Below are 25,012 nucleotides of genomic sequence, written 5' to 3'. Positions count from 1 at the left end.
AGATAGGAGAGTAAATGCCCAATAGGTTTACCTAATAATCCGTGGGTATAAATCTCCGGTGGATTAAAATTTCACTTCATTGGAGAACGAAAGGATGAACAAAATGAAAATTACAGATGTAAAAGTAAATCGTAGACGTGTAAAACTGCATACACCGTTTAAAACCGCGCTTCGTACTGTAACCGAAATTGAAAGTATAGATGTTTATATTCATACAGACGAAGGAGTGATTGGTAAGGGGGCTGCAGCCGCAACGCCAGTTATTACGGGGGATTTCACCAGCGGAATGGAAGAAGCGATTTTAGGGCCGATGCGTTCATGTTTAATTGGTCAAAATATCATTCAATTTCAGCAGTTACTACAGCGCATTCAAATGAGTTGTATTGGAAATTCAAGTGCAAAAGCAGCGGTAGATATCGCTTTATATGATGTATATTGCCAATATCAAAATGTGCCGTTATATGCATTGTTAGGCGGGAAGAAAGAAATTCATACCGATATTACAGTGAGTGTGGATGAGCCTGTATTAATGGCAAAAGAAGCGAAGAAACATATAGAAAAAGGATTTCAAACATTAAAGATTAAAGTGGGTAAAGAGGCGCATTTAGATTTGGAACGTATTGAGGCAATTCGAAATGTGGTACCAAGAAATACGACATTACGTTTAGATGCGAATCAAGGTTGGAGTCCAAAAGAAGCGGTTTCTATCATTCAAGAGATGGAAAATCGTAATTTAAATATAGAATTTATTGAACAACCAGTACACGCGAAAGATTGGGATGGGTTAAAGTACGTCAAAGATCGTGTGCAAACGCCAATTATGGCCGATGAAAGTATATTTTCAGCAAGTGACGCATTAAAGCTCGTTCAAGGAAGATATGCAGACTTCATTAATATTAAATTAATGAAATGTGGTGGCATACGTGAAGCATGGCGTATTGCTGATATCGCAGAAACAGCTGGTGTGAAGTGTATGGTGGGCAGCATGATGGAGTCTTCACTTTCCGTTAGTGCTGTTGCGCATTTAGCGGCAGCGCATCCTAATATTCATTATTTTGATCTTGATGCACCGCTTTGGTTAATGGAAGAGCCAGAAGGAATGACTTATTCTGGATCAAAGGTAAACCTTCAATCGACAGTGAATAGTAAATCTTAGGAGAAGAGACAAGTAAACTATCTTTTAAGGGGGATATATATGAAAAAAGTAGGAACTGCATTTTTAACAACTTTATTTATATTTTCATCGTTTACATCGGCAAATGCTGAAGAAAAGAAGGATAATAAAGCATTTATAGATGTATCTGCTGCAACGTTATGGACAGCACCTGATTCATTAAGACCAATCGATACACCGAGTGCAACAAATCCAGTGGATCTATGGAAATGGACGAAATCAATGACACTTGACGAGAAACTATGGTTAACAAATGCAAATAAATTAGAAACACAAGCTTTACTCGGTCAAGAAGTAACTGTTATTGATAAGAAAGGCGAATGGGTGAAGGTATTAGTGCATGGACAGCCAACACCACGAAATGAAGAAGGTTATCCGGGCTGGATGCCTGAAAAACAATTAACATATAATCAAGAATTTGCAGATAAAACAAATGAACCTTTTGTCTTAATAACCAAACCAACAGCGATTTTATATATAAATCCTTCTGAAAAACATAAATCACTTGAAGTCAGTTATAATACAAGACTGCCGCTATTAAGTGAAGACACAATTTCATACCGTGTATTGTTGCCAAATGGTCAGAAAGCATGGCTACGAAAAAATGATGGAACAGTTTACCGATCTCAAACTGATATTCCAACTCCGGCGGCCGATGATTTAATTAACACAGGGAAAATGTTTTTAGGCTTACCGTATATATGGGCTGGTACAAGTGGTTTTGGATTTGATTGCTCTGGCTTCACACATACGATCTATAAATCGCACGGCATTACAATTCCGCGAGATTCTGGACCGCAATCAAGAGCAGGGGTTGCAGTTGATAAAGAAAATCTACAAAAAGGAGATTTAATTTTCTTTGCACATGATCAAGGGAAAGGTAGTGTCCATCACGTTGCAATGTATATTGGTGATGGCAATATGATTCACTCACCAAGAGCTGAAAGGTCGGTAGAGATTATACCGCTAAATACACCAGGATATATAGAAGAATACGCTGGTGCTCGTCGTTACTTACCTTAAAAATAGAAGGGGGTTTTTAAATGAAAAAAGTTGTTCGTTACTCATTAGTTAGTACTCTATTAGTTTCTTCATTTTTAGTTGGTTGCGCAAAAGAAAAAACTGCAACAAAGCCGAAAGATGAGAAGAAAGTATTACAGTTACTAGAAACAGGTGAAATTCCGTCGTTAAATTCAGGGAAAGTAACAGATGCAGTCTCGTTTAACGTTTTGAATAACGTAATGGAAGGACTATTTCGTCTATCGAAAAATGATGAAGTAATTGAAGCCGACGCACAAAAATATGAAGTGAGTAAAGATGGAAAAACATATACATTCCAATTACGTGATGCGAAATGGTCTAACGGAGAGCCAGTAACCGCTCATGATTACGTATACGCTTGGAAGGAGTTGGTAAATCCAGATACTGCTTCTCAATATGCATACATTGCGTACGATGTAAAAAATGCTGAGAAGATAAATAAAAAACAACTAGGTCTAGATGAATTAGGAGTAAAAGCGAAGGATGATAAAACATTCGTCGTAGAGCTAGAACATCCTGTACCGTATTTTACGAAATTATTAATTTTACCATCCTTCTATCCAATTAACGAAAAATATGCGAAAGAGCAAGGTGATAAATATGGATTAGAAGCAAATAAAGCGGTATATAATGGACCGTTTACATTATCAGAGTGGAAGCATGAAGCTAGCTTTACAATGAAGAAAAACGATAAGTATTGGGATAAAAAAGAAGTGAAGTTAGATGAAGTAAACTATCAAATTGTAAAAGAAATTTCAACTGCGGTAAATTTATATGAAACAGATAAAGTTGATAGAGCTGTTATTTCTACAGAATTCGTAGATAAATATAAAAATAATAAAGAGTTAAAACAATATACAGATCCAGTTATGTACTTCTTCCGATTTAATGAAAATGTACCGATTCTTAAAAATAAAAATGCACGTCTTGCGCTAAGTACAGTTTTTGATAAGAAGGGACTCGCAGATTCATTTTTAAATGATGGATCGGTTGCAGCAAACTATTACGTACCAAAAGGATTTTTAAAGGGCCCAGATAAGAAAGATTTTAGAAGTACGGCTGGTGAGTTTAATAAGACAAATGTAAAACAGGCGAAGGAATATTGGGAGAAAGCAAAACAAGAGACAGGTACAAATGAAGTGACGTTAGAACTATTAAATTATGACTTGGAAAACTTTAAAAAAGTTGGAGAGTACATTAAAGAGCAGCTTGAGAAAAACTTACCAGGATTAAAAGTGAATGTGAAATTACAACCACATACGCAAAAATTAGCACTTGAGAAGAAGAAAGAATATGAAATGTCGTTATCACGCTGGTTACCAGATTATCCAGATCCAATGACTTACTTAGAAGTATTCCTTTCTGGAAGTAGCGTCAATAATACAGAATATGCAAACCCAGAATATGATGCGTTAATTAAGAAGATTAAAACAGAATTAGGTAATGATGAAAAGGCTCGCTGGAAAGCAATGCAAGATGCTGAAAAAATGCTACTTGATGATGCAGTAATTGCACCGGTATTCCAGCGCGGATTATCTTACTTACAAAAACCATATGTGAAAGATTTATATGTACATCAATTTGGTCCAGCTACAAGTTTAAAATGGGCAGATGTACAAAAATAAAAGAATGGAGAAACAGACTTCATGTATGTGATAGTCTGTTTTTCTTATTTAAAGTTAGAAAAATAGTTCATGGTATAATTTATTAGTCTGTAAACAGTATTTGGAGGGGAAATGATGTCTATGTTTGAAGAAGAGAAAGTAATTTATACAAAAAGATTATTTATGAGGAAACCAATTGTAGAAGATATTAATCAGTTTTATAACATATTAAAAAAAGATACTGTTGGCAAATGGTTGGCTAAATCAAGAGGAATGTCGAAGGAAGAAACAAATGATTATATTGGGCAACTTATCTTACATTGGGAACAGTATGACTTCGGGGTATGGTTGTTATTTAATAGTGAAACAGGAAAGCTTTTAGGACATTGTGGTTTAAGAAAGGTAGATGAAACAGGTGCAATAGAAATTATGTATCTCCTTGACCCAGAACATTGGAGGAATGGGTATGCATTAGAAGCAGCAGAGGCTTCCATTAAATATGCAATAGAGACTTTGAATGTAACAAGAATAATTGCTAGAGTTAAAGTAGCAAATGAGAGCTCGAAAAAACTTTTACGAAAGCTCGGGTTTATATATACTCATGAAGTTAATCATAGCGGGCGTTTATTATCATATTTTGAACTTCATACATCATCCGAAGAATTCTAGACATTTCATATGTTTTTTTATTGTTAAAAAATAAAATTATTACTAAAATTCCAGTGTGAAATTTATGTAGAATCTTGTATAATTAACATGTTTCTATGGAAACATTTTCTTGCGCTATTTATATAGGGCTTAATAGAACAAGGAAGGAAATACATACATGTATATAATAGATAAATAGAATGGAACATGTATAGAGACAAAGGAGAGAAAAGATGACGTGTCAAAAACAAGGGTTACAATTTAATAACGATAGAAAGAGGGACAGAAGATGAAAATGAAGCATGCTTTTGGTCCTATAATTTTAGCATGTGTGCTTTTTTTCATTATCATTCTAATCCCATCGAAAAGTTTAGTATCGCTTATTAGTGATAAGAAGGTAGAAGATGCGGCAACTTCTTTACAAAAAGAGAAATTACAAAGTGTTTTCTTACAGCAAAAAATGTTAGAGAATTCACAGTATTTACCGATGTACGGTTCATCAGAATTTTTACGAATGGATGCATATCATCCGTCTAATTATTTCAAAGTAAATCCAGCTGGTTTTACACCGTTTTTAATTGGAACTGGCGGTACACAAAGTTTAGCTCATATTTTAAATATGACATCTACTATGGATGAATTAGAAGGTAAAAAAGTAGTCTTTGTTCTTTCACCACAATGGTTTACAAAGACTGGTGTCTCACAAGGGGATTTCACTAATAATTTCTCCAAACAACAAGCATATCATTTTATTTTTAATGATAAGATAAATCCAGAAATGAAAAAGCAAATCGCGAAACGGCTATTAGATTATAAAGTTGTTCAAGAAGATGATATATTAAAAAATTCATTAGAAGGTATTGTATATAATGATACGAAACATAACATAAAAGCAGGTTTAGTTAAACCACTTGCTTATATGCATCGAAATATTTTAGATCATAGAGATATATTTAACTCTTTATTTAAAATCGAACCGATGAAGGAGAAAACAAATATCGGACTTCGTTCAATTTCTTGGGAAGACGCACGTAAACACGCAGAACAAGAAGGGAAAGCTGAGTCTACTACAAATACATTCGGAATTGAAAATCCGTATTATCATAAGAATAATCTGAAGAAAAAACTAAAAGGTTTAAAAAACTTTAGAGCAAATGAAACATATGATGAATCACCAGAATACGATGATTTACAAATTATTTTAGAGTTATTTAAAGAGAAAAATGTCAAACCACTCTTTATTTCTGTACCTGTAAATGGGCCCTGGTATGATTATACTGGCTTCCCGAAAGAACGCCGTGAAGTGTATTATAAAAAAGTTCGAGAACAGGTTGAGAAAGCAGGATATCCAGTAATTGATTTCTCTGGTCATGAATATGATAAGTATTTCTTAAAAGATACGATTCATTTGGGCTGGAAAGGTTGGATTTATTTTGATGAAGCAGTGCAGAAATTTTATTCTGAGAAATAAAGTATAGAAATCGGAATGGCTATGAGCCGTTCCGATTTTTTTAGTATAGAGGATTTTGGTGAGGACAATTTGGGAATGCATGTATATCTTGAATCTGTCTATAATCATAATGTTTCATTGCAAACTGAGCTTGATAAAGGTATTCATACACATATAATTGACCATCATGCGCTGAACATAATACACCAGAAGTTCCTTGCCCATTTATGAAGGAAATGCCGATAGGGCGTCCGATTAAGTACGGTATTTTTTGCTGCCAATGCATAGGGGAATCACTCCTTTTTGAGATAATATACGAAAGAAATGATCAAATGGTTGCTTATCCATGTAAATGTAGATGGAAAGGTATTATATAATTCCTGAAGATTAATTCATATATAAATAAAAAACCGCTATAATTCCGAATGAATTTATAGCGGTTTTTATTATATTCTTAAGCGAGATTTTTACGCTTTTTTGTCCATTTTTTTATAACGAAGTATAAAAGTATAAGTACGACGCCACCAATTGCGAATGATTTCACATACGGACCAGCAATATCATTTATATTCTCCCAATTTTCACCTAGTTTTTCACCTAAATAAATGAAAATAATAGACCAAGGGATAATCGCAAGTGCTGTTAATGTAGTGAAACGTAGTAATGGCATTTTTGTAATACCAGCAGGAATTGAAATCGCATGACGCACTACTGGAATGAAGCGTGCTGTAAAAATGACGCCAGTTCCGTAACGATTAAACCAATCTTCTGCAGCATCTATTTGTTTTTTATGTATGAAAATATATTTTCCGTAACGTTCTAATATAGGGCGTCCGCCGTATCGTCCAAGCCAATAAATAAAGATTTGAGCAATAACACCGCCAATTGTACCGAATACAACAGCGCCTATAAATGAGATACTTCCATTGAATACTAAGTATCCTGCATAAGCAAGGACAATTTCACTTGGGATAATTTCAATCATAAGTCCAAGCATAATGCCCCAATAACCTAATCCTTCAAAAAACGTTAATACTGAATGAATAAAACTACTTAACATTGTTGCACCTTCTAGTTTATGAATTTTTGAGTATAAGAACCTTTTATTTAATGACGTAAAAGGTTCACTATATGTAGATTATACCTTATTTACATAGGGGATTGCTATTTCAATTCTTTTATGTCTCTCATAATTATTATAGTAAAAGATATAAGCCGCGTTTTCATGAAGAGTTAATGAAAAGATTATTAAAAATTTCTCATATATCAATGATAATAGACTGAAAATTAAGTATAATGGTATAGGTCTTTCATTTATAAAAATAGGAGGAGAACGTATGTATATTACAGATCCGATTTATGGACCAATCTCTATTCGTGATAGAGATATCCTTCGATTGATAGATACAAAAGCATTTCAAAGGTTGGCGAATATTAAACAACAAGGACATACGTATTTTTTACATGAGAACGCAATGCATACGAGGGAAGAACATTCGATAGGTGTATATGTGCTAGTAAATAAAGTGATAGAACATCTTACTGAGATTGGTGACATACATTTATCGAAATATGAACGAAAGCTAGTATCTACTGTAGCCCTTCTACACGATGTTGGACATGGGCCATATTCACATTGTTTTCAGCAAATATCGGGTGAAGATCATGGTGAGTGGACGGTACGAATCATTCAAGAGGACGAAGAAATACGTACGATTTTAAATCAAACACATAGATTATTAGATGATGTAACGAAAGCTTTAACAGAAGATGGAGTTTTTCCAATTATAGATGAGCTCTTATTTAATTCATTAGGAATGGATCAATTAGATTTTTGGAATAGAGATTTATATTACTCATCGCTTGAATTAGAAGGTTTACAGATAGAAGAATTGATTGCTAACATGCGTTTAATTGACGATAAACTTGTTATTGAAGAATCAGGAATCCCCTTCATCGAACAATTAATGAAAATGAAAGAAGAGCTTTACAATAATGGATTTGGCCACCCGTTTGTGATAGGAAAAGACATATTGCTGCAAATAATTTTAAAAATGATAGAGGAGAAAAATCTTTCGTTCTATACTCCTGAACTTCAAAACTTCTTTCATAAAGGAGAGAAGTTAGAAGTAGAAGACTTTCTTCCGTTACAAGATGAAATGATTTTAAATGAAATAAAGTACTTTGCAAAATCAGAGGACGTACAATTAGCGACGTTAATTCACCTTTATTTTTCAGAAGCCAAAAGTTTATCTTTTGAAAAAGGACTAGAGGGTGATTTTAAAAAGGAAAATAGCACCTTAGCAATAATAACTGAGAAAAAGGCGTACAGTTCATATGTAGGTGGTATTTACGTCTATAGTGAGGGGCAGTTAGAGGACATTTTAGAGAAATCAAATTTCATTCAAGAGATAGTAAAATTGCCTAAAAAAGAATATGCCTATTCAATTTGATTTGGTTCGAAAATAAAAAATGAATGAGATGGAAACGTAAATTTAGAGGAGGGAATAAAATACATGAAACATAAAATTGCTGTACTGGCAGATGTACATGGAAATGCAACTGCTTTAAAAGCAGTTATCGAAGATTCTATGAAAGAAGGTGTGACTGATTATTGGTTTTTAGGAGATTTAATTATGCCTGGTCCTGGATCGAATGATTTATTTGAAATATTAGAAAGTATTAACGTTGATACTTATGTACAAGGAAACTGGGAAGATAGTTTTCTTGACGTTCTTAATAAAAATATTGATATTGATAACGCAACTGATATTTATGTTTCTAGATTAGTTCAGTATCAATGTGAAAACTTGGATGAAAACTATATTAAGCATGTTAAAAATTTACCATTACATATAACAAAACAGGTTAATGATTTATCAATCAGTATTAGTCATAATCTACAAAATAAAAATTACGGGGGAGATTTGTGGCCCACTAATAATCAGGGACAGTTTGATCGGTTATTTGATCGTGATTATGATATTGCGATTTACGCTCATACCCACCATCAATTATTGCGCTATAGTAGCAATGATCAATTAATTATTAACCCAGGAACAGTTGGACAACCTTTTTACAAGTGGAATAAGCTAAACTCTGACTTACGTGCTCAGTATGCAATTCTTGAAATTGATGAGGCAGGGATTACTGATGTGAGGTTTAAAAAGGTTTTTTACGATGTAGAAAAGGAATATAAAAATGCCATAAATAAAAATCTTCCTTATATTGATTTATATCGTGAGCTGTTAGAGACAGGAAAAACTCATACGCATGATATTGAATTATTACAAGAAATTAATGACAAATATAATTATAAAGATGAAGTAATTAAGTTTATTGAGAAAATCTGATGGGAATTTAATAAAAAGAAATGAACATTGTTGAATGTTAGGTTAGTCATGATTTTTACATAATCAAGAGCTATTGTAGAATGAAACTTAGATGTAAAATGATTTTTGTATTTTATATTGATTGAAAACAAGCATCCCCCTGTACTACGTATATGACGGGGGGATGCTTGTTTTTTAAGGTTTCACATCTAAGTTCTGTAAAAATAAAGTTGCTGTTACGTAACGTTTTGCTAACATTTGTACATATGCGGTATGTACAGAAAGGGTCGCAATAATAATAGCGTTACGAATTGCTTCGCGTTGTTCGTTATTAATTTGATCGAACTTGCTTGCGATTTTATCAGCTTTTTCTTTTACGATGTTTTCAATTGTATGAACGGTATCTGTTGCATTTAATTGTAAGCAATTCCCTTGATTGAGTTCTTCAAATAGAGAAGAGTATGCTACATATAAATGAACAGGATTGATTAAATCATCACTTCGATCGGCTGGGTCATTTACAATAAGGCGTAATAGCTTACGAATGGATTCAAAATCAAGTGCTGTTTTTAAATCTTCGACAATAAATAGTAAGGCTGCTTGTTCAATTGAATATTTTTTCCCCTTTTGAGGAGAGCCAATCATTTCTTTTATATCTCGTTTCACCCAGTTTTGCATAGCAGTTACAGAGAAACTGGTGTTTTCAATCTGATTGCCAAGCGCAACTATTTCATTTAAAGAAAAACCGACATCAGTATCGTCAATTTTAATCAGCTTTTCAAAAATAGGTGAAAGTGCGGTAGTAATAAAAGCTGTAACGCTTTGTCCGCTTTCAATATCTTTTTTATGTGACTTTGCCCAAGCTTCTTGTAAAATACCGAGAGGCTTTTTCGTATTCCATCCTCTTAGTGATAGAAGAAGGGTAGCCATTTCGTTTCGTGTGAGATGAAATGTTTCCATCTTTTCACCTCCAAAATAATAAAAAGTTCTTATGAACTTATAATATGTTTTGTTTCATTTAAAGTCAATTCTGTTTTGCTTAATTTTTCCTTTGTGACCAAACTGTTGAAAGTAAATAATACTTGCATATTTCGACAAAAGTTCATATAATAAGTTCATAAGAACCTTTAAAATGTTCTTAAAAACAAATCTATCATTCTGAATTTACTAGAAAGATAGATTTCACATATATCTATATAAAAGGAGAATGGATATAATATGTTGAAAAAACTTGTAGCAGTAATGACAGCATTCATGGTTATCTTTGGGGCTAGCAGCTTTATGTTCGTAGATCATGCAGCAGCGAAAAGTTACAAATCTGGTAAAAAATCATTTACACCAAGTTCAGGTCAAAAGTCAAAAGTTGATTTAAACAAAAAAGACTCAAATGTAAATTCTCAAAAAACGACTCCAGATTCAAAAACGAAAGCAACAAACACGGCACCAAAAAGTAATAAAGGAAGCTTTATGAAAGGTTTATTACTAGGTGGTCTTGGTGGTTTACTAATGGGTAGCTTATTTGCAAATATGGGAGCTCTTGGTTCTGTATTAGCGTTTATGGTAAATATGTTAGTAATGGCTGGTATCGTAATGTTAGCAGTTCGTGCATTTAAATACTTCAAAGACCAACGTAAGAAGAAAGCAGATGAAGTAGCATGGAAACAATAAAAATTTCTGAACAAGAGCTTATAAATGCGCTTTGCGTATATATAGCTGAAAAAAGACAAGTGGGTCCAGAAGAAGTGTTAGTTGAACTCATGTATGATGACGACTACGGTTTCTCTGCGGAAGTAGAGGTAAATGGTCGCCAGCAAATTTTAATTCAAGCAAACTTAATCGAAGCTTTACGCTTATTGCTTGACAGAGAATATAATGTCAATCCATTCGCAGCGAGATTACAACTTGAATTAGATGATGAAGAAGGCATTTACGCATTAGCGAAATTTAATAACTCAGATGAGTAGAGAAAAGAGCTGTTGAGAATAATCTCAGCAGCTCTTTTTAGTATGTGCATATGTAGAAGAATAATCACGCCAAATTTCATTCATTTTTCGTCTACCGATATCTACCATCGGATTAAACTGAATTGCAGCTTTCTGACGAACAAAGTGAACGTTTTGCATGGCGTGAGATAATTGTTGGTCGACTATATCACGTTTTTTACTTGCATATTTTGCGATAGATAGACCTGCAACTGTTCCTTGCGCCATCGCAATTTTTCCGCTTTCAATGCCTGTAATATTGCCAGCTACAAATAAACCAGGAAGAGGAGTTTCCATTGTTTCGGAATGGAGAGGAACGTGTCCGCCTAATTCTGAAATGTAATGGAAGGGACAACCGGCTACAGCTGCAAGTTCGGCAAGTGGGTATAATCCCCCGGCAATACATACAAAATCTGCTTCATATATTTTCTCTGTTCCATTAATAACATTTCCTTTAGAGTCAATATTAGCAATACGTACACCTTCAACTTGATCTGTTCCGATAATTTCAAGAGCTGCTTTCCGAAGGTGAAGTGGCGTTCCGTTTATTTTCATTCCGTTGTTTGGATAGAATGTTAATCCAGCTTTTCGAATCCAATCAAATTTCATAAAGTGGCTACCTATTCGCAAGAAAGCAGAAGGAGCGAGGTGAGCTGCATTTAAAAGAGAGTTTAAAACTTCTTCAGGTTCACCAGCTTTTTGACTTAACTCGCTTTTCTCAGGGAGTACAATATGATCCACTGTAATTCCCGCTAATTGCAATTCACTTAAAATGGCGAAAGACAAAATGTTAGCACCAATAATAATTCCTTTTTTTCCAACTTGCACGCGATGAACATTTGTCATAACTTGAGCTGCTCCAATTGACATCACTCCTGGAAGTGTCCAGCCAGGAAGGGGAATAGAATATTCCGCAGCTCCAGTAGCAAGTAGTACGAAAGGTGTTTCTAACGTACCGATATTAGTATGTACAAACCAATTGTTTTCATCTCTATCTAAATTATAGACCGAAACACCGCAACTGATATGTACTGAAAGTGATTCTGCTTCTTCATGAAGTCGCTTCGATTCTTCTATTCCGTTCCACCATTCTCCAGTAGGCTCTTGATGCAACTGTCCTAACAATCTCCCGCCCGGCTTCATAAATTCATCAATAACGAGCACTTTTAGTCCGAAACGAGCACAAGAGATAGAAGCAGATAATCCCGCTGGCCCTGCACCTATAATAATTACATCACTCATCGCTTTTTCACCATCTCTCTCACGATATTCGGATGCTGTTTCCCGCTTTCAACAACCATGTTTTCTTCTACAACAGTTAAGCATGCGCGTACATTTGTTTGATTATTTACTGTCACGCGGCATTCGGAACAGTGCCCGATATTACAATAAATACCTCGCGGTGTTCCGCTATCTTCATGAACTCTTAATGTCCTTATTCCATTTGCTAACAGGGCAGCAGCTATCGTTTCATGTTCATATGCTTCGTATTGATGACCGTTAAATTGAAAGGTAATACGCTCACTACTTTGTAAAGTACCTAAAATAGGGTGATGTGTAATTCTACTCATTTACTTTCACCTACTGATCCAAAAGTAACTGCACGTATTGGTGGTTGATATTTTAACGGTAGTTCATTAAGAGTTACGTCAGGATTCACATTTTCAATCATTCGATCTATCATTATTCTGCATGTGCGACCACCGCAAAATCCCATGCCAGCACGTGTTCTTAATTTTAATTCTCTTGCCGAGCAGTTATATTCAGCAATTGTCGATTGAAGTTGCCCATATGTAACCTCTTCACAACGACAAACGATTAAGTTGTTTTTATTTGTCATGTGTATTCCTCCTCTAGTTCGATTTTCACAAATTATATATGCAAAAATCATGCCAATATAGAGGAGGGAGAGAGGGCTACCTGTAAACGCCTGATCGGTGCATACTGATTCTTTATTGAAGTCCAAGTTTCTTTAAACGGTTATATAAAGTAGCCCTTGTTACACCAAGTTGTTTTGCGCATTCTAATTTATTCCCATTTAAAATTCGTAAAGCCCTTTCAATAACTTTTTTCTCATGCTCATCCATCTCTTCTTGTAAAGAAAGGATTGTATTATTGTTGCTGAGTAATAGGGAATGAGCTGTATGGTTGTCTAAAGTTTCAGTCGTATGAAATGGTAAATATTCTTGTTTTATAATTCCGTCTGTTGCGAATACCACAAGCCGTTCAACAACGTTTCGAAGTTCGCGAATATTACCTGGCCAATTGTAATGAAGCAGTTCATGCATAATGCTTGAAGGTAGGTCACGAATTGGTCTGTTGTAGTTGATTGAAAAATCGTTTAAGAAAGAATAGGTTAATTCAATAATATCCTCGCGTCTTTCGCGCAGCGGTGGAATCTGCAAACTAACTACATTTAAGCGGTAATATAAATCTTCTCGGAAAGTTCCTTTTCTCATTTCTTCTTGTAAATCACGATTTGTAGCAGCGATAATACGGAAATCAATATTAATTTCTTTTTCACCACCAACTCGGTAATACTTTCGCTCTTGCAGTACACGTAACAGTTTTACTTGCATATCAAGTGGCATTTCACCTATTTCATCAAGAAATAAAGTACCGCCTTGCGCGAGTTCAATTTTACCTTTTTTTCCTTTACTATTTGCTCCAGAAAATGCCCCACGCTCGTAACCGAATAATTCACTTTCAAATAACGCTTCTGGAATTGCCCCGCAGTTAATCGAAATGAAAGGCGCCTTCGCTGCCTCACTTGCTTCATGAATTGCTTTCGCAAATACTTCTTTTCCAACTCCACTTTCCCCAAGTATTAAAACAGTTGATTTTACCGAACAAACTTTTCTAGCTAATTGTATCGTTCTTTGTATAACAGGACTTTTCCCATTCATCGCAAGGAATGGATCGGATTCATCTTTATACTTTGCCACTTCTTGTTCTAAACGGTGCATTTCATGTGACATATTAAATAGTTTTTCATTTAAAGCGACTTGATTTGTAACATCTGTTTCTGAAACGACTGCTCCTATAATTTCATCATTACAATAAACTGGATTTGAATTAATTAATACGAATAAATCGGGACGAGGCTGATGGAACTGAGCGACTATGCTTTTTCCATCATGTAAAGATTGTAAAATTTCCAAGTCTTTATAATCAAAAAAACGAGTAATCGGTTGCCCAATAATCTCATTATGATTGACTGAAAATATTTTTTCAGCGCCATCTGTCCAAGTTCGAACGTATTCTTTACTATCAATGACTGTAACAGAAGAGTCAGTTGTTTGTATTACAGTGTCATAAAATGACTGTAGTTCATTGTAGGACTTATAAAGAAATGGAATCATTTGCTGAGAAGTTATACAGCATAGCGGCTCATCGTTTTCGTTAAGGATGATAACAGCTAATTCATAAGAAAAAGCGTCAATTAATGCAGTGAATGAGTCATCTACATAAATAATTGCGCAATTATATTCTTCTGTAGTAGAAGGGAGATAATAAAACCTTTCGTTTATTTTCTTAATGCGATCAAGGCTACATGTATGATTGATTAAAGCGCTTTCCAAAAATTCTTGTATAGTCGGAAATGAAAATGCCATAATGTCCTCCTGTTATGTATAAAAATTTTGACAGTGATAAAAAAATAATACACCTATTTACTATAAATTTAAAATATTTTTACAAATAAAAATATTATTTATAAAAATTGTATATGTACAGAATTGGCACGTCAATTGCATAAAAGAAAGTGAGAGGTTTAGGGAAAGGAGGAGTATAGTGTGAGGCACTGCGACGTTTTAATTATAGGTGGTGGAATAATAGGGTGTTCTATCGCTTATTACACTTCAAAATACGGAAGAGACGTAACAATCATTGAAAAAGGAGAATTTGTCAGCGGGACGTCTTCACGGTGTGATGGGAATATTTTGGCCATTGATAAAGACCCAGGGTTTGATAGTCAAATGTCTTTAGTAAGTCAAAAATTAGTAACTGATTTAAGTGAAGAATTAGAGCATTCATTTGAATATAGGGCACCAGGAAGTATTCTCGTATGTGAGTCAGACGAAGAGATGGAAGCTGCGCAGCAATGGGTAAATCGGCAAAAAGAAGCTGGATTACCGTTTCGAATGCTTGATAGGCAAGATATAAGAGAAGAATCGCCTTTTTTTGCTGATGATTTATTAGGCGGTTTAGAATGTGCGACGGATTCAACTGTGAATCCATATCTCCTTGCATTCTCGCTTCTGTCAGAGGCACAAAAGTTTGGCACAAAAGCCTTTAAACAGACCGAAGTAAAGAGTATAAACATAGATACGAATGGTTCATTTGTTGTAGAAACTACGAATGGAACTTTTACAGCACAACAAGTTGTAAATGCAGCGGGTGTGTGGGCTCCTAAGATTGGTCAGATGTTAAATGTAAATATACCAATTGAACCGAGAAAAGGGCATATTATTGTAGCATCAAGACAACAACACGTAGGGTGCCGTAAAGTAATGGAATTCGGTTATTTAATTTCTAAATTTGGCGGAAAACGAAAAGTAGATGCTTTAACTGAAAAATACGGGGTTGCGCTCGTATTTGAGCCTACTGAAAGTCAAAATTTCTTAATTGGAAGTAGCCGTGAATTTGTAGGGTTTCATACGAGAATAAACAATGAAGTCATTAAATGTATTGCAAATAGAGCGATTCGCTTTTATCCGAAAATGGCAGATATGATGGTAATTCGTTCTTACGCTGGTTTACGTCCGTGGACAGAAGATCATTTACCGATTATTTCACGAGTGGAACATATTCCAAATTATTTCATTGCCGCTGGGCATGAAGGGGATGGGATTAGTCTTGCAGCAGTTACTGGGAAAGTAATTGAAGAGTTATTAAATGAAAAAGAGACAATTATTCCTATTGAACCACTTCGTTTGAGTCGTTTTACAGAAAGGGTGTTAAACGGATGAAGTCACAAAGAGTCTTTACGACAATTGATACACATACGGGTGGGAATCCAACGAGGACAGTAATTAGTGGACTTCCAAAGTTGATTGGAGAGACGATGGCAGAGAAGATGTTACATATGAAAAAGGAGTATGATTGGATTCGAAAATTGTTAATGAATGAACCGCGTGGTCATGATGTAATGTCAGGGGCATTATTAACAGACCCGTGTCATCCTGAGGCTGATATAGGTGTTATATACATAGAGACAGGTGGATATTTACCGATGTGTGGTCACGATACAATCGGTGTATGTACAGCGTTAGTTGAATCAGGTTTAATTCCGGTAGTTGAACCGATTACTTCTTTAAAACTAGATACACCGGCTGGCTTAGTTGAAGTAGATATTGCTGTTCAAGATGGAAAAGCAAAAGAAGTATCTTTCTGTAACATACCAGCTTTTTTATTAAAAAATATTACTGTACAAGTGAAAGACATTGGAACTATAGAAGCTGATATTGCGTATGGAGGGAATTTTTATGCCATTATTGATGCGAAATCAGTAGATCTAGAATTAGTACCAGAAAATGCATCTACAATCATCGATAAGGCGATTCATATAAGAAACACAATTAATGAGAAGTTTGAAATCACTCATCCAGAGTATTCGTTTATAAGAGGATTAACACATGTTGAATTTTATACAGATCCTACTCATGAATGTGCGCATGTGAAAAATACAGTTGTTGTACCACCAGGCGGAATAGATCGATCCCCATGCGGTACAGGAACATCTGCGAAGCTAGCTGTATTATATGCTCAGAAAGAAATCAAAATTGGTGAAGAGTTCATTCATGAGAGTATCGTTGGTTCTTTATTTAAAGGATATGTCGTGAATACGACACATGTTGAAAATATTGAAGCTGTCATAACGAAAATTACGGGATCAGCTTGGCTTATGGGTATGCATAAATTTTTTTACAATGAAATGGATCCACTCAAAGAAGGATTTTTGCTAATTCCGCCGATGGAACATGAAACGGAGGATATAAAATGAACATTCAAAAAATGTATACAGCAGTAGACGTACATGTAAATGGCGAGGCATTTCGTGTAATGAAAGACGTACCATGCAAATACTACTACAATTTGGAGCAATTAAATGAACAATTTTCGGGTGAATTAGCAGAAGAGATGAAGCTTTTATTAAATGAACCACGTGGTTTTATCGGTTTGAACGGGTGTATTGTCGTTCCATCTATCCATAATGAAGTGGATGCAGCTGTATTATTTTTTAATCATGAAAGTTCGATTCCGCTTCATTATGGGGGCATTGTTGCGGTAATAACGATGTTACTCGAAAGTGGGTATTTAAAAAAGAGAGAGTCCAATCAATACAAAATTGAAACGTTATCTGGAATATTTTTAGTTCATGCGTATGTAGAGAATGATGAAGTTATATCTGTTTCGTTTGAAAGCAAACTTTGCTATTTGATTGAGGAAAATTTACAGGTTGGTAATGTAAGTTATTCTCTCATACAAGCAGATAAAGTATATGCAGTTGTAGAAAAAGGTGCGTATTCGCCAGAAATTCGTGTTGAAAACATTTCAGAATTGAAAAGATGGGGAGAAGCTACACTGCAGGATATACAAAAACAGTCGCTAATAAAAAGGCTTATTTTAGTAGATCCTTCGCAAAAAGAAAAGAACCATATAAAGTCGATTACATTTCATGAAGATAACTTTATCGTACGTTCGCCAGGTTTTGTTTCTACTATCGTTTCCTATGTTCATGCGTTATTTAAAAATGATTATATGGCGGATAAACCTTTTAAAAATGAAAGTATATTTAATAGTTTTATAACTGTGGAAAAAGTGAAGAAGGAGGAACTAGGATACATTTTCCGTTTTGAAAGTAGAGGATTTATTACAGGAATGCAGACGTTTCTATTAGACCCTACGGATCCATTTCCGGCAGGTTTCTTATTAAAATAAAATGTGATAAGGAGAGATAAATATGCAAAAAATTAAAGGGGCATTTCCAGTATTAATAACACCGATGGATGAATTTCAGGAAATTAATTGGGATGGGGTAAAACAAAATGTAAATTACTTTATCGAACAAAAGGTTGCAGGTGTCATCATTAATGGAAGTACAGGAGAGTTTGTAAGTTTATCAAAAGAAGAACGATTTAAAATGGTAGAAACCGTGTTGAAAGAAATTGATGGCCGTATTCCAGTCATTGTTGGAACTGCAGCAGAGACGACGAAAGAAACAATTGAATATACGAAACATGCAGAAGCGCACGGAGCGGATTGTGCATTAATTATAAACTCTTACTATTGTAAACCGAAAGAAGAGGAGATTTATTTTCATTTTAAAGAAATCTCAAATTCTGTAAATATACCAATTATGCTATACAATAACCCATTTACTTCTGGTGTTGATATGAGTACAAAGCTAATGCTCCGTATTGGAAAAGAGTGTGAAAATGTTACACATATTAAAGAATCTAGCGGAGATATTCGAAAAGCGAGAGATTTAGTAAGACAAAGTGAAGGGGCTTTCCAAGTCTTCTGTGGTTCTGAAGATTTAGTTATGGAATCATATTTAGTTGGTGCTTCGGGATGGGTTTCAGTAGCAGGAAATATCGTTCCCGGTCTCGTTACAAAAATGTATGAGCATTTTCAAAATGGTGAATTAGAAAAGGCGTGGGAAATAAACGATGCTATTTTACCACTTTGCGAGTTTCTTGAAGGATCAGGGAAATATGTTCAAATCGTTAAACGTTCCATGGAATTACATGGGCAAGCGGGAGGACCTTCTCGCTATCCAAGACTAGGATTAACTGTTGACGAAGATCAAAAGCTTCAAACGATTTTATCAAATATTGCAGCTCATGTAGCTGTTTAAATAAGGAGGAGAACATAATGTTAAAGACAAATATTGAGCTGAAACCAAAAGTGGAAGCGTTTTTAAATGAAGAAATTAAAATGTTTATTAATGGCGAATTTGTTGCTGCTATTGGGGGAAAGACGTTTGAAACGTATAATCCAGCTACAGAAGATGTTCTAGCTGTCGTATGTGAAGCGCAAGAAGAGGATATTGATACTGCAGTAAAAGCGGCAAGATCTGCATTTGAATCCGGTCCGTGGGCAGAAATGACTACTGCTGAAAGAGCGCATCTTATTTATAAATTAGCAGATTTAATTGAAGAACATAGAGAAGAATTAGCGCAACTAGAAGCTTTAGATAATGGAAAGCCATATCAAGTAGCACTTGATGATGATATTTCAGCAACTGTAGAAAATTATCGTTATTACGCAGGATGGGCTACAAAAATTATTGGGCAAACAATCCCAATTTCAAAAGATTACTTAAATTACACGAGACATGAACCTGTAGGTGTTGTAGGTCAGATTATTCCGTGGAATTTTCCGCTCGTTATGTCTTCTTGGAAAATGGGAGCTGCACTGGCGACAGGTTGTACGATCGTATTAAAGCCAGCAGAGCAAACGCCTTTATCTTTACTATATACAGCAAAACTTTTTAAAGAGGCTGGATTTCCAAACGGTGTTGTAAACTTTGTACCAGGCTTTGGTCCTGAAGCAGGAGCAGCAATTGTAAATCATCATGACATTGATAAAGTTGCTTTTACAGGATCTACTGTTACAGGAAAGTATATTATGCGTCAGTCTGCAGAAATGATTAAGCATGTAACGTTAGAGCTTGGCGGCAAATCACCAAATATCATTTTAGAAGATGCGGACTTGGAAGAAGCAATTAATGGTGCATTCCAAGGTATTATGTATAATCACGGTCAAAATTGTAGCGCAGGATCACGTGTATTTGTTCATCGTAAACATTATGAAACTGTAGTAGATGCACTTGTGAAAATGGCGAACAACGTAAAACTTGGAGCAGGTATGGAGAAAGGAACGGAAATGGGTCCACTCGTATCTAAGAAACAACAAGAGCGTGTGTTACATTACATTGAGCAAGGGAAGAAAGAAGGCGCTACAGTTGCGGCTGGTGGTGAACGTGCACTTGAAAAGGGTTATTTCGTTAAGCCAACTGTATTCACAGATGTTACAGACGATATGACAATCGTTAAGGAAGAAATATTTGGACCAGTTGTTGTTGTTCTGCCATTTGATTCGACAGAAGAAGTAATTGAACGAGCGAACAACTCATCCTATGGCCTTGCTGCGGGTGTATGGACGCAAAATATCAAAACGGGTCATCAAGTGGCAAATAAATTAAAAGCAGGAACAGTGTGGATTAATGATTATAACTTAGAAAATGCAGCTGCACCATTTGGTGGATACAAACAATCTGGTATTGGCCGCGAATTAGGTTCATATGCGCTTGATAATTATACAGAAGTGAAAAGTGTTTGGGTAAATATAAAGTAATAGGGTGTTTTACTGACAAAAATTGAGGGATGAAATAATGAAAGATGCGGACAACTAGAAAGTTTGATAATAGTTGTCCGTTTTCTTATATACAAAATTGCTTTTCCAAAGAATGATAAGGGGGATTTGGATGGAGAATTTAGTAGAATGGTTAGTAGGGCAAGTGTGGAGTATCGGTTTAGTTGTTTTTGCATTAGGGGCAGGCGTATATTTCACGATTGCAACACGTTTTTTGCAAATTCGTTATTTTAAAGAGATGATTAAACTATTATTTGAAGGAAAGAGTTCCGAGACGGGAATATCATCTTTTCAGGCATTTTGTTTAGCCTTATCAGGAAGAGTTGGAATTGGTAATATTGCAGGGGTAGCGACAGCGATCGCTTTCGGCGGGCCTGGAGCTGTATTTTGGATGTGGGTAATGGCTTTGTTAGGGGCAGCGAGCGCGTTTGTAGAATCAACATTATCTCAAGTATACAAAAGTAAAGTAGGGAATGAATATCGCGGCGGTACTCCATATTTCATTGAGAGAGGTTTAAAAATGAAATGGTTTGCAGTCATTGTAGCGGTAGTTGTAACACTTTCATATGGCGTGTTATTACCAGGTATTCAATCTAGTAGTATCGCAGTTGGATTCGAAAACTCTAATGGTATTAGCAAATATATAACTGGTATATTTTTAGTCGTGTTACTAGCAGCAATTATTTTTGGTGGTGTAAAGAGAATTGCCGGTGTTTCTCAAATGCTTGTGCCATTTATGGCAATTGGTTATGTAATTGTTACATGTATCATATTAATTGCGAATGTAACGGAGATTCCAAGTATGTTTGCTTTAATTTTCTCTAGTGCATTTGGTGTAAATGAAATGTTTGGTGGAATTGTTGGTGCAGCTATTGCATGGGGCGTAAAACGCGCTGTATTTTCAAACGTTGCTGGTGTCGGAGAAGCGACGTATAGTTCGGCTGCTGCTGAAGTATCGCATCCTGCAAAACAAGGGTTAGTTCAAGCGTTTTCCGTATATATCGATACAATTGTCGTATGTACAGCGACAGCTCTTATGATATTAATTACAGGTATGTATAATGTTATACCTGAAGGGAAAAGCGCTATTGTAAAAAACATAGGAAATGTGGAAGCAGGTCCAATTTATACGCAACAAGCAGTTGAAACTGTGATGACAGGGTTTGGTCCAATATTTATTTCAATTGCAATTTTCTTTTTTGCATTTACAACGTTACTCGCTTATTACTATATCGCTGAAACGACACTTACTTATTTAGATCGTCAATTGAAGTATGGCTGGTTAAAACCAGTTTTAAAATTTGGATTTTTAATTATGGTTTACATTGGTAGTGTTGAATCAGCGTCGCTTTTATGGAATCTTGGAGATTTAGGAATTGGTAGTATGGCATGGTTAAACTTAATCGCAATCTTACTTTTAAGTAAAACCGCATTAAAAGTGTTAAAAGACTATGAAAGGCAGAAAAAAGAAGGGAAAGATCCAGTATTTAATCCTAAAAATGTGGGGATTGAAGGATTAACATTTTGGGAAGAAAGAAGTAAAGAGGTTGAAAGAAAAAGTTCTAGAGAAAAAGTTATTGTAGATGATAATTTAAAATTATAACGTAAATTAACTGAAAATTCTTAATTCAAAAGAAGGTATATTGCCTCCATTTCATCACATACTACAATAGGTATGGATAATATGACTGGAGGGAATAAGATGGAACATGAGCAACATAGTTCGATAAATGATATTCTACATCATTATAAAGAAGGTATAGGTAGTTTTACAAATCAAATTCCTGAAATCGCTGAGACATATAATGCGTTCACGCAAGCTTGTTTTCAAGAGGGTGCTTTAACAAAAAGAGAAAAGCAACTTATTGCATTAGGAATTAGTTTAGCAACGCAAGATGAGTATTGTACAATTTATCATACAAAAGGTTGTCTTGATCAAGGATGTTCAGATAAAGAGATTCTGGAAGCATGTGGTGTTTCAGCAGCATTTGCTGGCGGAGCTGCGATGAGTCAAGCGGTAACTTTAGTGCAAGAGTGTTTAACAGAACTGAAAAATCAAAAGCATTGAATAAAAAAACGTTTTAAACTTTATGTTTAAAACGTTTTTTATTTGAAATTAAATTTGTATTCAATTTAATATTCTATATCTTCATAAATAGATTTTTCTACATCAGGAAGAACTGTGTATATACTCTTACCGATTAAAGCTTCTAATTCTTTCTTAATCGCATAAAACCCTTTCCAATGTAAAGATGTATGAGATGTTGTACCATGACGCAAACCAACAGAAATTAATCTTCTTTCCAGCGTAGTAAAGCCACCCGCATCAGCAAGAGCGTCACAAAGAGTAATTACTTTATTGTATAAGTCGTAGTTACAATGTTCATTTAATATTTCAACTAACCGGCTTCTCATATGGTCAGGAACGAGACTCCATTCCGCTGCGATATCTATATGTTCATTTTTGCATGGGAATGAGTGTGTCACACAAATAACAGCGTTTCCTGTATACCCTAAATCATTCATATACATATAACCATCATAGGAATGAATGACCGATTTGGTAAAACCTTTGTATCTTCCGATATCATGCAAAAGGGCAGCGTTATATGCTATGTCAGCATCTAGGTTATACCCATTTTTAATAAGCTCTATAATTATGTTTTCAGTTGCATGAGCAACATGTAGTGAATGTTCAAACCAAGGGCCCGGGTTTTGTTCATATGCCCATTCGAGTAATTCTTTTGCGTACGTTCTATCTAATATATATTTCATATCGTTATCCTTTCACAAAAAATCATATCTTTCTATAAATTCATCTTATTATTTCATTATTCCTTCTTTAAAAATTGTTACAATGAAACAAAAGGGGGAAAAGTAATGCGAAATTTAGTAATTGAAGAAATAAAGCAACTAGAAAATGATATGGAAGAACTTTCGAAACTTTTGAAAATGGTTGTAAATGATGGGGCATCAATTGGTTTTTTGCCTCCACTGGAACAAAAAGACGCAACAAAGTATTGGCAAACAGTATTAGCGCCAGAAGTGATATTGTATGTGGCTAAAATAAACAACGAAGTAGCAGGGAGTATTCAATTACAATTAGTTACTAAGCCTAACGGAATTCATAGAGCCGAGATTTGCAAATTAATGACTCATCCAAACTTTAGACGTAACGGTATTGGACGATCGCTTATGCAAAAAGCAGAGGAACGAGCAAAGCAAGAAAACAGGTCTCTTTTAGTATTAGATACTAGAGAAGGAGATCCTTCCAATAAACTGTACAAATCACTAGACTACCAAGAAGTTGGAACAATACCAGGGTATGCAATTTCTCCGAATGGTAAGTTAGATGCTACGGTTATTTATTATAAAAACATTTAAGGTATAATCAAACGGGGAGAGTGCTTAATTATTAGTAAGTGAATAATAAACAACTATTTTTAACACAGTCTATATTTTTCTGGCGGTGTTAAAATAGTTAATTATAATCTAATTAACGCACTAAATGAATTTGATAAATTTTTTAGAGGGTTCTTTTAGTAATGATTCTCGTCTTATAATAAATGTAGAGAAGATGACTAGCCAACTATAGTTATTTTCGCTTTATTATCGGAAGGGGATGAAAGTATGAAAAAGAATAGTTTACAAAAGATGAAGAAAGTTATTTTAAGTGGTGGAGTATTACTTACGGGATTATTAACATTTGGATTTTCAGAAAAGGCTTCAGCTCATGGATATGTAGAATCACCAGCGAGCCGATCTTATTTATGTAAGCAAGGGGTGAATGTAAATTGTGGACCGATTCAATATGAACCACAAAGCGTAGAAGGGATAGGTGGATTTCCGCAACTAGGACCTTCTGATGGACAAATTGCAGGGGCTGGTCATTTTCCCGCTTTAGATGTTCAAACTGTAGATAGGTGGAAGAAAGTTACGTTAAATGGCGGGACGAATACATTCAAGTGGAAACTAACGGCTCCTCATAGTACAAAAGAGTGGAAATATTATATTACGAAAAAAGGTTGGAATCCAAATAAACCTTTAACGCGATCGGATTTAGATTTAGTGCCATTCTATGTGAAAAATGACGGTGGAGCTAGACCAGGGACGACAGTAACGCACGAAGCAAATGTACCAACTGACCGTAGTGGATACCATCTTATTTTAGCTGTTTGGGAAATTGCAGACACTGGAAATGCGTTTTATCAAGTTATAGATGTAAACCTTTTGAATAATGGCTTATCCCCAAATTTCGCTTTTAACAATGTAGTGCAAGCTCCTACACTATTTTAATTGAAACATACATTTCGATCATCTAATTCATTTTAGATGATTTTTTTTATGAAAATGATGAAAAATATAGAAGAAAGTGCAATTATTTATAAAAAAATATGCTT

General features: G+C 35.0%; 26 protein-coding genes. 18 read left to right on the top strand and 8 right to left on the bottom strand.

The genetic code is table 11. The features are described 5' to 3' along the window. Window positions 1-94 precede the first annotated feature (94 nt). From V7S45_RS13965 to dltD, 5 genes are all read left to right on the top strand, one after another. Entirely contained in the window at window positions 95-1,156 is a 1,062-nt protein-coding gene (locus V7S45_RS13965; RefSeq protein WP_001038463.1) for a dipeptide epimerase, read from the top strand. A 39-nt stretch (window positions 1,157-1,195) separates the two neighbouring features. Continuing rightward, window positions 1,196-2,197, top strand: a complete 1,002-nt coding sequence (locus tag V7S45_RS13960) for a C40 family peptidase (protein ID WP_006921880.1) — start codon at window positions 1,196-1,198, stop codon at window positions 2,195-2,197. Between the two features lie 20 nt (window positions 2,198-2,217). Beyond that, window positions 2,218-3,840 (top strand): peptide ABC transporter substrate-binding protein, encoded by a 1,623-nt coding sequence (locus tag V7S45_RS13955; RefSeq protein WP_342761403.1) that lies wholly within the window; start codon window positions 2,218-2,220, stop codon window positions 3,838-3,840. Between the two features lie 114 nt (window positions 3,841-3,954). After that, a complete protein-coding gene (locus V7S45_RS13950) occupies window positions 3,955-4,488 on the top strand; it encodes a GNAT family N-acetyltransferase (RefSeq protein WP_000061617.1) in 534 nt (177 codons plus the stop codon). A gap of 268 nt (window positions 4,489-4,756) precedes the next feature. Then, the gene (gene dltD, locus V7S45_RS13945; protein ID WP_000782309.1) at window positions 4,757-5,938 is read left to right on the top strand and encodes a D-alanyl-lipoteichoic acid biosynthesis protein DltD; all 1,182 of its coding nucleotides are present in this window, start codon (window positions 4,757-4,759) and stop codon (window positions 5,936-5,938) included. Window positions 5,939-5,978: 40 nt separating this feature from the next. On the opposite strand, the gene V7S45_RS13940 is transcribed toward dltD, so the two are convergent. Beyond that, complete coding sequence (locus V7S45_RS13940) at window positions 5,979-6,203, bottom strand: hypothetical protein (RefSeq protein WP_000558689.1); 225 nt, start codon at window positions 6,201-6,203, stop codon at window positions 5,979-5,981. A 168-nt stretch (window positions 6,204-6,371) separates the two neighbouring features. Next, window positions 6,372-6,977, bottom strand: a complete 606-nt coding sequence (locus tag V7S45_RS13935; protein ID WP_000952913.1) for a DedA family protein — start codon at window positions 6,975-6,977, stop codon at window positions 6,372-6,374. Between the two features lie 277 nt (window positions 6,978-7,254). Here V7S45_RS13935 and V7S45_RS13930 point away from each other — a divergent pair, with 277 nt between their 5' ends. Both V7S45_RS13930 and V7S45_RS13925 read left to right on the top strand, forming a co-directional pair. Further along, the gene (locus tag V7S45_RS13930) at window positions 7,255-8,370 is read left to right on the top strand and encodes an HD domain-containing protein (protein WP_342761402.1); all 1,116 of its coding nucleotides are present in this window, start codon (window positions 7,255-7,257) and stop codon (window positions 8,368-8,370) included. A gap of 63 nt (window positions 8,371-8,433) precedes the next feature. Next, window positions 8,434-9,270: a metallophosphoesterase family protein gene (locus tag V7S45_RS13925; protein WP_000680868.1), complete on the top strand. Its 837-nt coding sequence runs from the start codon at window positions 8,434-8,436 to the stop codon at window positions 9,268-9,270. Between the two features lie 174 nt (window positions 9,271-9,444). Here the strand turns inward: V7S45_RS13925 and V7S45_RS13920 are convergent, their stop codons facing one another. Next, a complete protein-coding gene (locus V7S45_RS13920; RefSeq protein WP_000447231.1) occupies window positions 9,445-10,209 on the bottom strand; it encodes a DUF1836 domain-containing protein in 765 nt (254 codons plus the stop codon). Between the two features lie 258 nt (window positions 10,210-10,467). On the opposite strand from V7S45_RS13920, the gene V7S45_RS13915 reads away from it, so the two are divergent. Then, window positions 10,468-10,917 carry a hypothetical protein gene (locus V7S45_RS13915; protein ID WP_000914478.1) on the top strand — a complete coding sequence of 150 codons (450 nt, stop codon included), beginning with the start codon at window positions 10,468-10,470 and terminating at the stop codon, window positions 10,915-10,917. After that, a complete protein-coding gene (locus V7S45_RS13910; protein WP_063245515.1) occupies window positions 10,905-11,213 on the top strand; it encodes a YxcD family protein in 309 nt (102 codons plus the stop codon). The genes V7S45_RS13915 and V7S45_RS13910 overlap by 13 nt, the downstream gene beginning before the upstream one ends. Before the next feature lie 24 nt (window positions 11,214-11,237). Here the strand turns inward: V7S45_RS13910 and V7S45_RS13905 are convergent, their stop codons facing one another. From V7S45_RS13905 to V7S45_RS13890, 4 genes are all read right to left on the bottom strand, one after another. Further along, window positions 11,238-12,473, bottom strand: coding sequence for an NAD(P)/FAD-dependent oxidoreductase (locus tag V7S45_RS13905; RefSeq protein WP_342761401.1), 1,236 nt, complete (start codon window positions 12,471-12,473; stop codon window positions 11,238-11,240). Then, window positions 12,470-12,802 carry a (2Fe-2S)-binding protein gene (locus tag V7S45_RS13900; RefSeq protein WP_000087065.1) on the bottom strand — a complete coding sequence of 111 codons (333 nt, stop codon included), beginning with the start codon at window positions 12,800-12,802 and terminating at the stop codon, window positions 12,470-12,472. Before V7S45_RS13900 ends, V7S45_RS13905 begins: the two co-directional genes overlap by 4 nt. After that, on the bottom strand, window positions 12,799-13,071 hold the full coding sequence (locus V7S45_RS13895; RefSeq protein WP_000182620.1) for a (2Fe-2S)-binding protein: 273 nt from the start codon (window positions 13,069-13,071) through the stop codon (window positions 12,799-12,801). Before V7S45_RS13895 ends, V7S45_RS13900 begins: the two co-directional genes overlap by 4 nt. Window positions 13,072-13,183: 112 nt before the next feature. Continuing rightward, complete coding sequence (locus tag V7S45_RS13890; protein WP_059303747.1) at window positions 13,184-14,845, bottom strand: sigma 54-interacting transcriptional regulator; 1,662 nt, start codon at window positions 14,843-14,845, stop codon at window positions 13,184-13,186. 180 nt (window positions 14,846-15,025) lie between these two features. Here V7S45_RS13890 and V7S45_RS13885 point away from each other — a divergent pair, with 180 nt between their 5' ends. From V7S45_RS13885 to V7S45_RS13855, 7 genes are all read left to right on the top strand, one after another. After that, window positions 15,026-16,201 (top strand): FAD-dependent oxidoreductase, encoded by a 1,176-nt coding sequence (locus tag V7S45_RS13885; protein ID WP_025689383.1) that lies wholly within the window; start codon window positions 15,026-15,028, stop codon window positions 16,199-16,201. Continuing rightward, window positions 16,198-17,235 (top strand): proline racemase family protein, encoded by a 1,038-nt coding sequence (locus tag V7S45_RS13880; protein WP_048538302.1) that lies wholly within the window; start codon window positions 16,198-16,200, stop codon window positions 17,233-17,235. Before V7S45_RS13885 ends, V7S45_RS13880 begins: the two co-directional genes overlap by 4 nt. Then, on the top strand, window positions 17,232-18,173 hold the full coding sequence (locus V7S45_RS13875) for a proline racemase family protein (RefSeq protein WP_342761400.1): 942 nt from the start codon (window positions 17,232-17,234) through the stop codon (window positions 18,171-18,173). Before V7S45_RS13880 ends, V7S45_RS13875 begins: the two co-directional genes overlap by 4 nt. 22 nt (window positions 18,174-18,195) lie before the next feature. Continuing rightward, complete coding sequence (gene dapA / locus V7S45_RS13870) at window positions 18,196-19,092, top strand: 4-hydroxy-tetrahydrodipicolinate synthase (RefSeq protein ID WP_001169456.1); 897 nt, start codon at window positions 18,196-18,198, stop codon at window positions 19,090-19,092. Window positions 19,093-19,109: 17 nt separating this feature from the next. Next, complete coding sequence (locus tag V7S45_RS13865) at window positions 19,110-20,594, top strand: aldehyde dehydrogenase family protein (protein ID WP_342761399.1); 1,485 nt, start codon at window positions 19,110-19,112, stop codon at window positions 20,592-20,594. A gap of 130 nt (window positions 20,595-20,724) precedes the next feature. Continuing rightward, entirely contained in the window at window positions 20,725-22,215 is a 1,491-nt protein-coding gene (locus tag V7S45_RS13860) for an alanine/glycine:cation symporter family protein (RefSeq protein WP_025689385.1), read from the top strand. Window positions 22,216-22,287: 72 nt separating this feature from the next. Further along, the gene (locus tag V7S45_RS13855; protein WP_001999958.1) at window positions 22,288-22,680 is read left to right on the top strand and encodes a carboxymuconolactone decarboxylase family protein; all 393 of its coding nucleotides are present in this window, start codon (window positions 22,288-22,290) and stop codon (window positions 22,678-22,680) included. 65 nt (window positions 22,681-22,745) lie between these two features. Here V7S45_RS13855 and V7S45_RS13850 read toward each other — a convergent pair whose 3' ends face one another. Then, the gene (locus V7S45_RS13850; protein ID WP_000875112.1) at window positions 22,746-23,387 is read right to left on the bottom strand and encodes an HD domain-containing protein; all 642 of its coding nucleotides are present in this window, start codon (window positions 23,385-23,387) and stop codon (window positions 22,746-22,748) included. Window positions 23,388-23,492: 105 nt separating this feature from the next. Here V7S45_RS13850 and V7S45_RS13845 point away from each other — a divergent pair, with 105 nt between their 5' ends. Both V7S45_RS13845 and V7S45_RS13840 read left to right on the top strand, forming a co-directional pair. After that, entirely contained in the window at window positions 23,493-23,996 is a 504-nt protein-coding gene (locus V7S45_RS13845; RefSeq protein WP_001245258.1) for a GNAT family N-acetyltransferase, read from the top strand. Between the two features lie 246 nt (window positions 23,997-24,242). Next, entirely contained in the window at window positions 24,243-24,908 is a 666-nt protein-coding gene (locus V7S45_RS13840; protein ID WP_025689389.1) for a lytic polysaccharide monooxygenase, read from the top strand. Window positions 24,909-25,012 lie beyond the last annotated feature (104 nt).

The organism is Bacillus sp. BR3(2024), from assembly GCF_039134555.1.
Classification (GTDB): Bacteria; Bacillota; Bacilli; order Bacillales; family Bacillaceae_G; genus Bacillus_A; species Bacillus_A cereus.
This window is presented reverse-complemented; position numbering and strand designations above follow the sequence as displayed.

Excerpts from the sequence above, each read along its gene's own strand:
- V7S45_RS13965 (WP_001038463.1), top strand. The coding sequence starts at position 95 with ATGAACAAAATGAAAATTACAGATGTAAAAGTAAATCGTAGACGTGTA.
- V7S45_RS13960 (WP_006921880.1), top strand. The coding sequence starts at position 1,196 with ATGAAAAAAGTAGGAACTGCATTTTTAACAACTTTATTTATATTTTCA.
- V7S45_RS13955 (WP_342761403.1), top strand. The coding sequence starts at position 2,218 with ATGAAAAAAGTTGTTCGTTACTCATTAGTTAGTACTCTATTAGTTTCT.
- V7S45_RS13950 (WP_000061617.1), top strand. The coding sequence starts at position 3,955 with ATGTCTATGTTTGAAGAAGAGAAAGTAATTTATACAAAAAGATTATTT.
- dltD (WP_000782309.1), top strand. The coding sequence starts at position 4,757 with ATGAAAATGAAGCATGCTTTTGGTCCTATAATTTTAGCATGTGTGCTT.
- V7S45_RS13940 (WP_000558689.1), bottom strand. The coding sequence starts at position 6,203 with ATGCATTGGCAGCAAAAAATACCGTACTTAATCGGACGCCCTATCGGC.
- V7S45_RS13935 (WP_000952913.1), bottom strand. The coding sequence starts at position 6,977 with ATGTTAAGTAGTTTTATTCATTCAGTATTAACGTTTTTTGAAGGATTA.
- V7S45_RS13930 (WP_342761402.1), top strand. The coding sequence starts at position 7,255 with ATGTATATTACAGATCCGATTTATGGACCAATCTCTATTCGTGATAGA.
- V7S45_RS13925 (WP_000680868.1), top strand. The coding sequence starts at position 8,434 with ATGAAACATAAAATTGCTGTACTGGCAGATGTACATGGAAATGCAACT.
- V7S45_RS13920 (WP_000447231.1), bottom strand. The coding sequence starts at position 10,209 with ATGGAAACATTTCATCTCACACGAAACGAAATGGCTACCCTTCTTCTA.
- V7S45_RS13915 (WP_000914478.1), top strand. The coding sequence starts at position 10,468 with ATGTTGAAAAAACTTGTAGCAGTAATGACAGCATTCATGGTTATCTTT.
- V7S45_RS13910 (WP_063245515.1), top strand. The coding sequence starts at position 10,905 with ATGGAAACAATAAAAATTTCTGAACAAGAGCTTATAAATGCGCTTTGC.
- V7S45_RS13905 (WP_342761401.1), bottom strand. The coding sequence starts at position 12,473 with ATGAGTGATGTAATTATTATAGGTGCAGGGCCAGCGGGATTATCTGCT.
- V7S45_RS13900 (WP_000087065.1), bottom strand. The coding sequence starts at position 12,802 with ATGAGTAGAATTACACATCACCCTATTTTAGGTACTTTACAAAGTAGT.
- V7S45_RS13895 (WP_000182620.1), bottom strand. The coding sequence starts at position 13,071 with ATGACAAATAAAAACAACTTAATCGTTTGTCGTTGTGAAGAGGTTACA.
- V7S45_RS13890 (WP_059303747.1), bottom strand. The coding sequence starts at position 14,845 with ATGGCATTTTCATTTCCGACTATACAAGAATTTTTGGAAAGCGCTTTA.
- V7S45_RS13880 (WP_048538302.1), top strand. The coding sequence starts at position 16,198 with ATGAAGTCACAAAGAGTCTTTACGACAATTGATACACATACGGGTGGG.
- V7S45_RS13875 (WP_342761400.1), top strand. The coding sequence starts at position 17,232 with ATGAACATTCAAAAAATGTATACAGCAGTAGACGTACATGTAAATGGC.
- dapA (WP_001169456.1), top strand. The coding sequence starts at position 18,196 with ATGCAAAAAATTAAAGGGGCATTTCCAGTATTAATAACACCGATGGAT.
- V7S45_RS13865 (WP_342761399.1), top strand. The coding sequence starts at position 19,110 with ATGTTAAAGACAAATATTGAGCTGAAACCAAAAGTGGAAGCGTTTTTA.
- V7S45_RS13860 (WP_025689385.1), top strand. The coding sequence starts at position 20,725 with ATGGAGAATTTAGTAGAATGGTTAGTAGGGCAAGTGTGGAGTATCGGT.
- V7S45_RS13855 (WP_001999958.1), top strand. The coding sequence starts at position 22,288 with ATGGATAATATGACTGGAGGGAATAAGATGGAACATGAGCAACATAGT.
- V7S45_RS13850 (WP_000875112.1), bottom strand. The coding sequence starts at position 23,387 with ATGAAATATATATTAGATAGAACGTACGCAAAAGAATTACTCGAATGG.
- V7S45_RS13845 (WP_001245258.1), top strand. The coding sequence starts at position 23,493 with ATGCGAAATTTAGTAATTGAAGAAATAAAGCAACTAGAAAATGATATG.
- V7S45_RS13840 (WP_025689389.1), top strand. The coding sequence starts at position 24,243 with ATGAAAAAGAATAGTTTACAAAAGATGAAGAAAGTTATTTTAAGTGGT.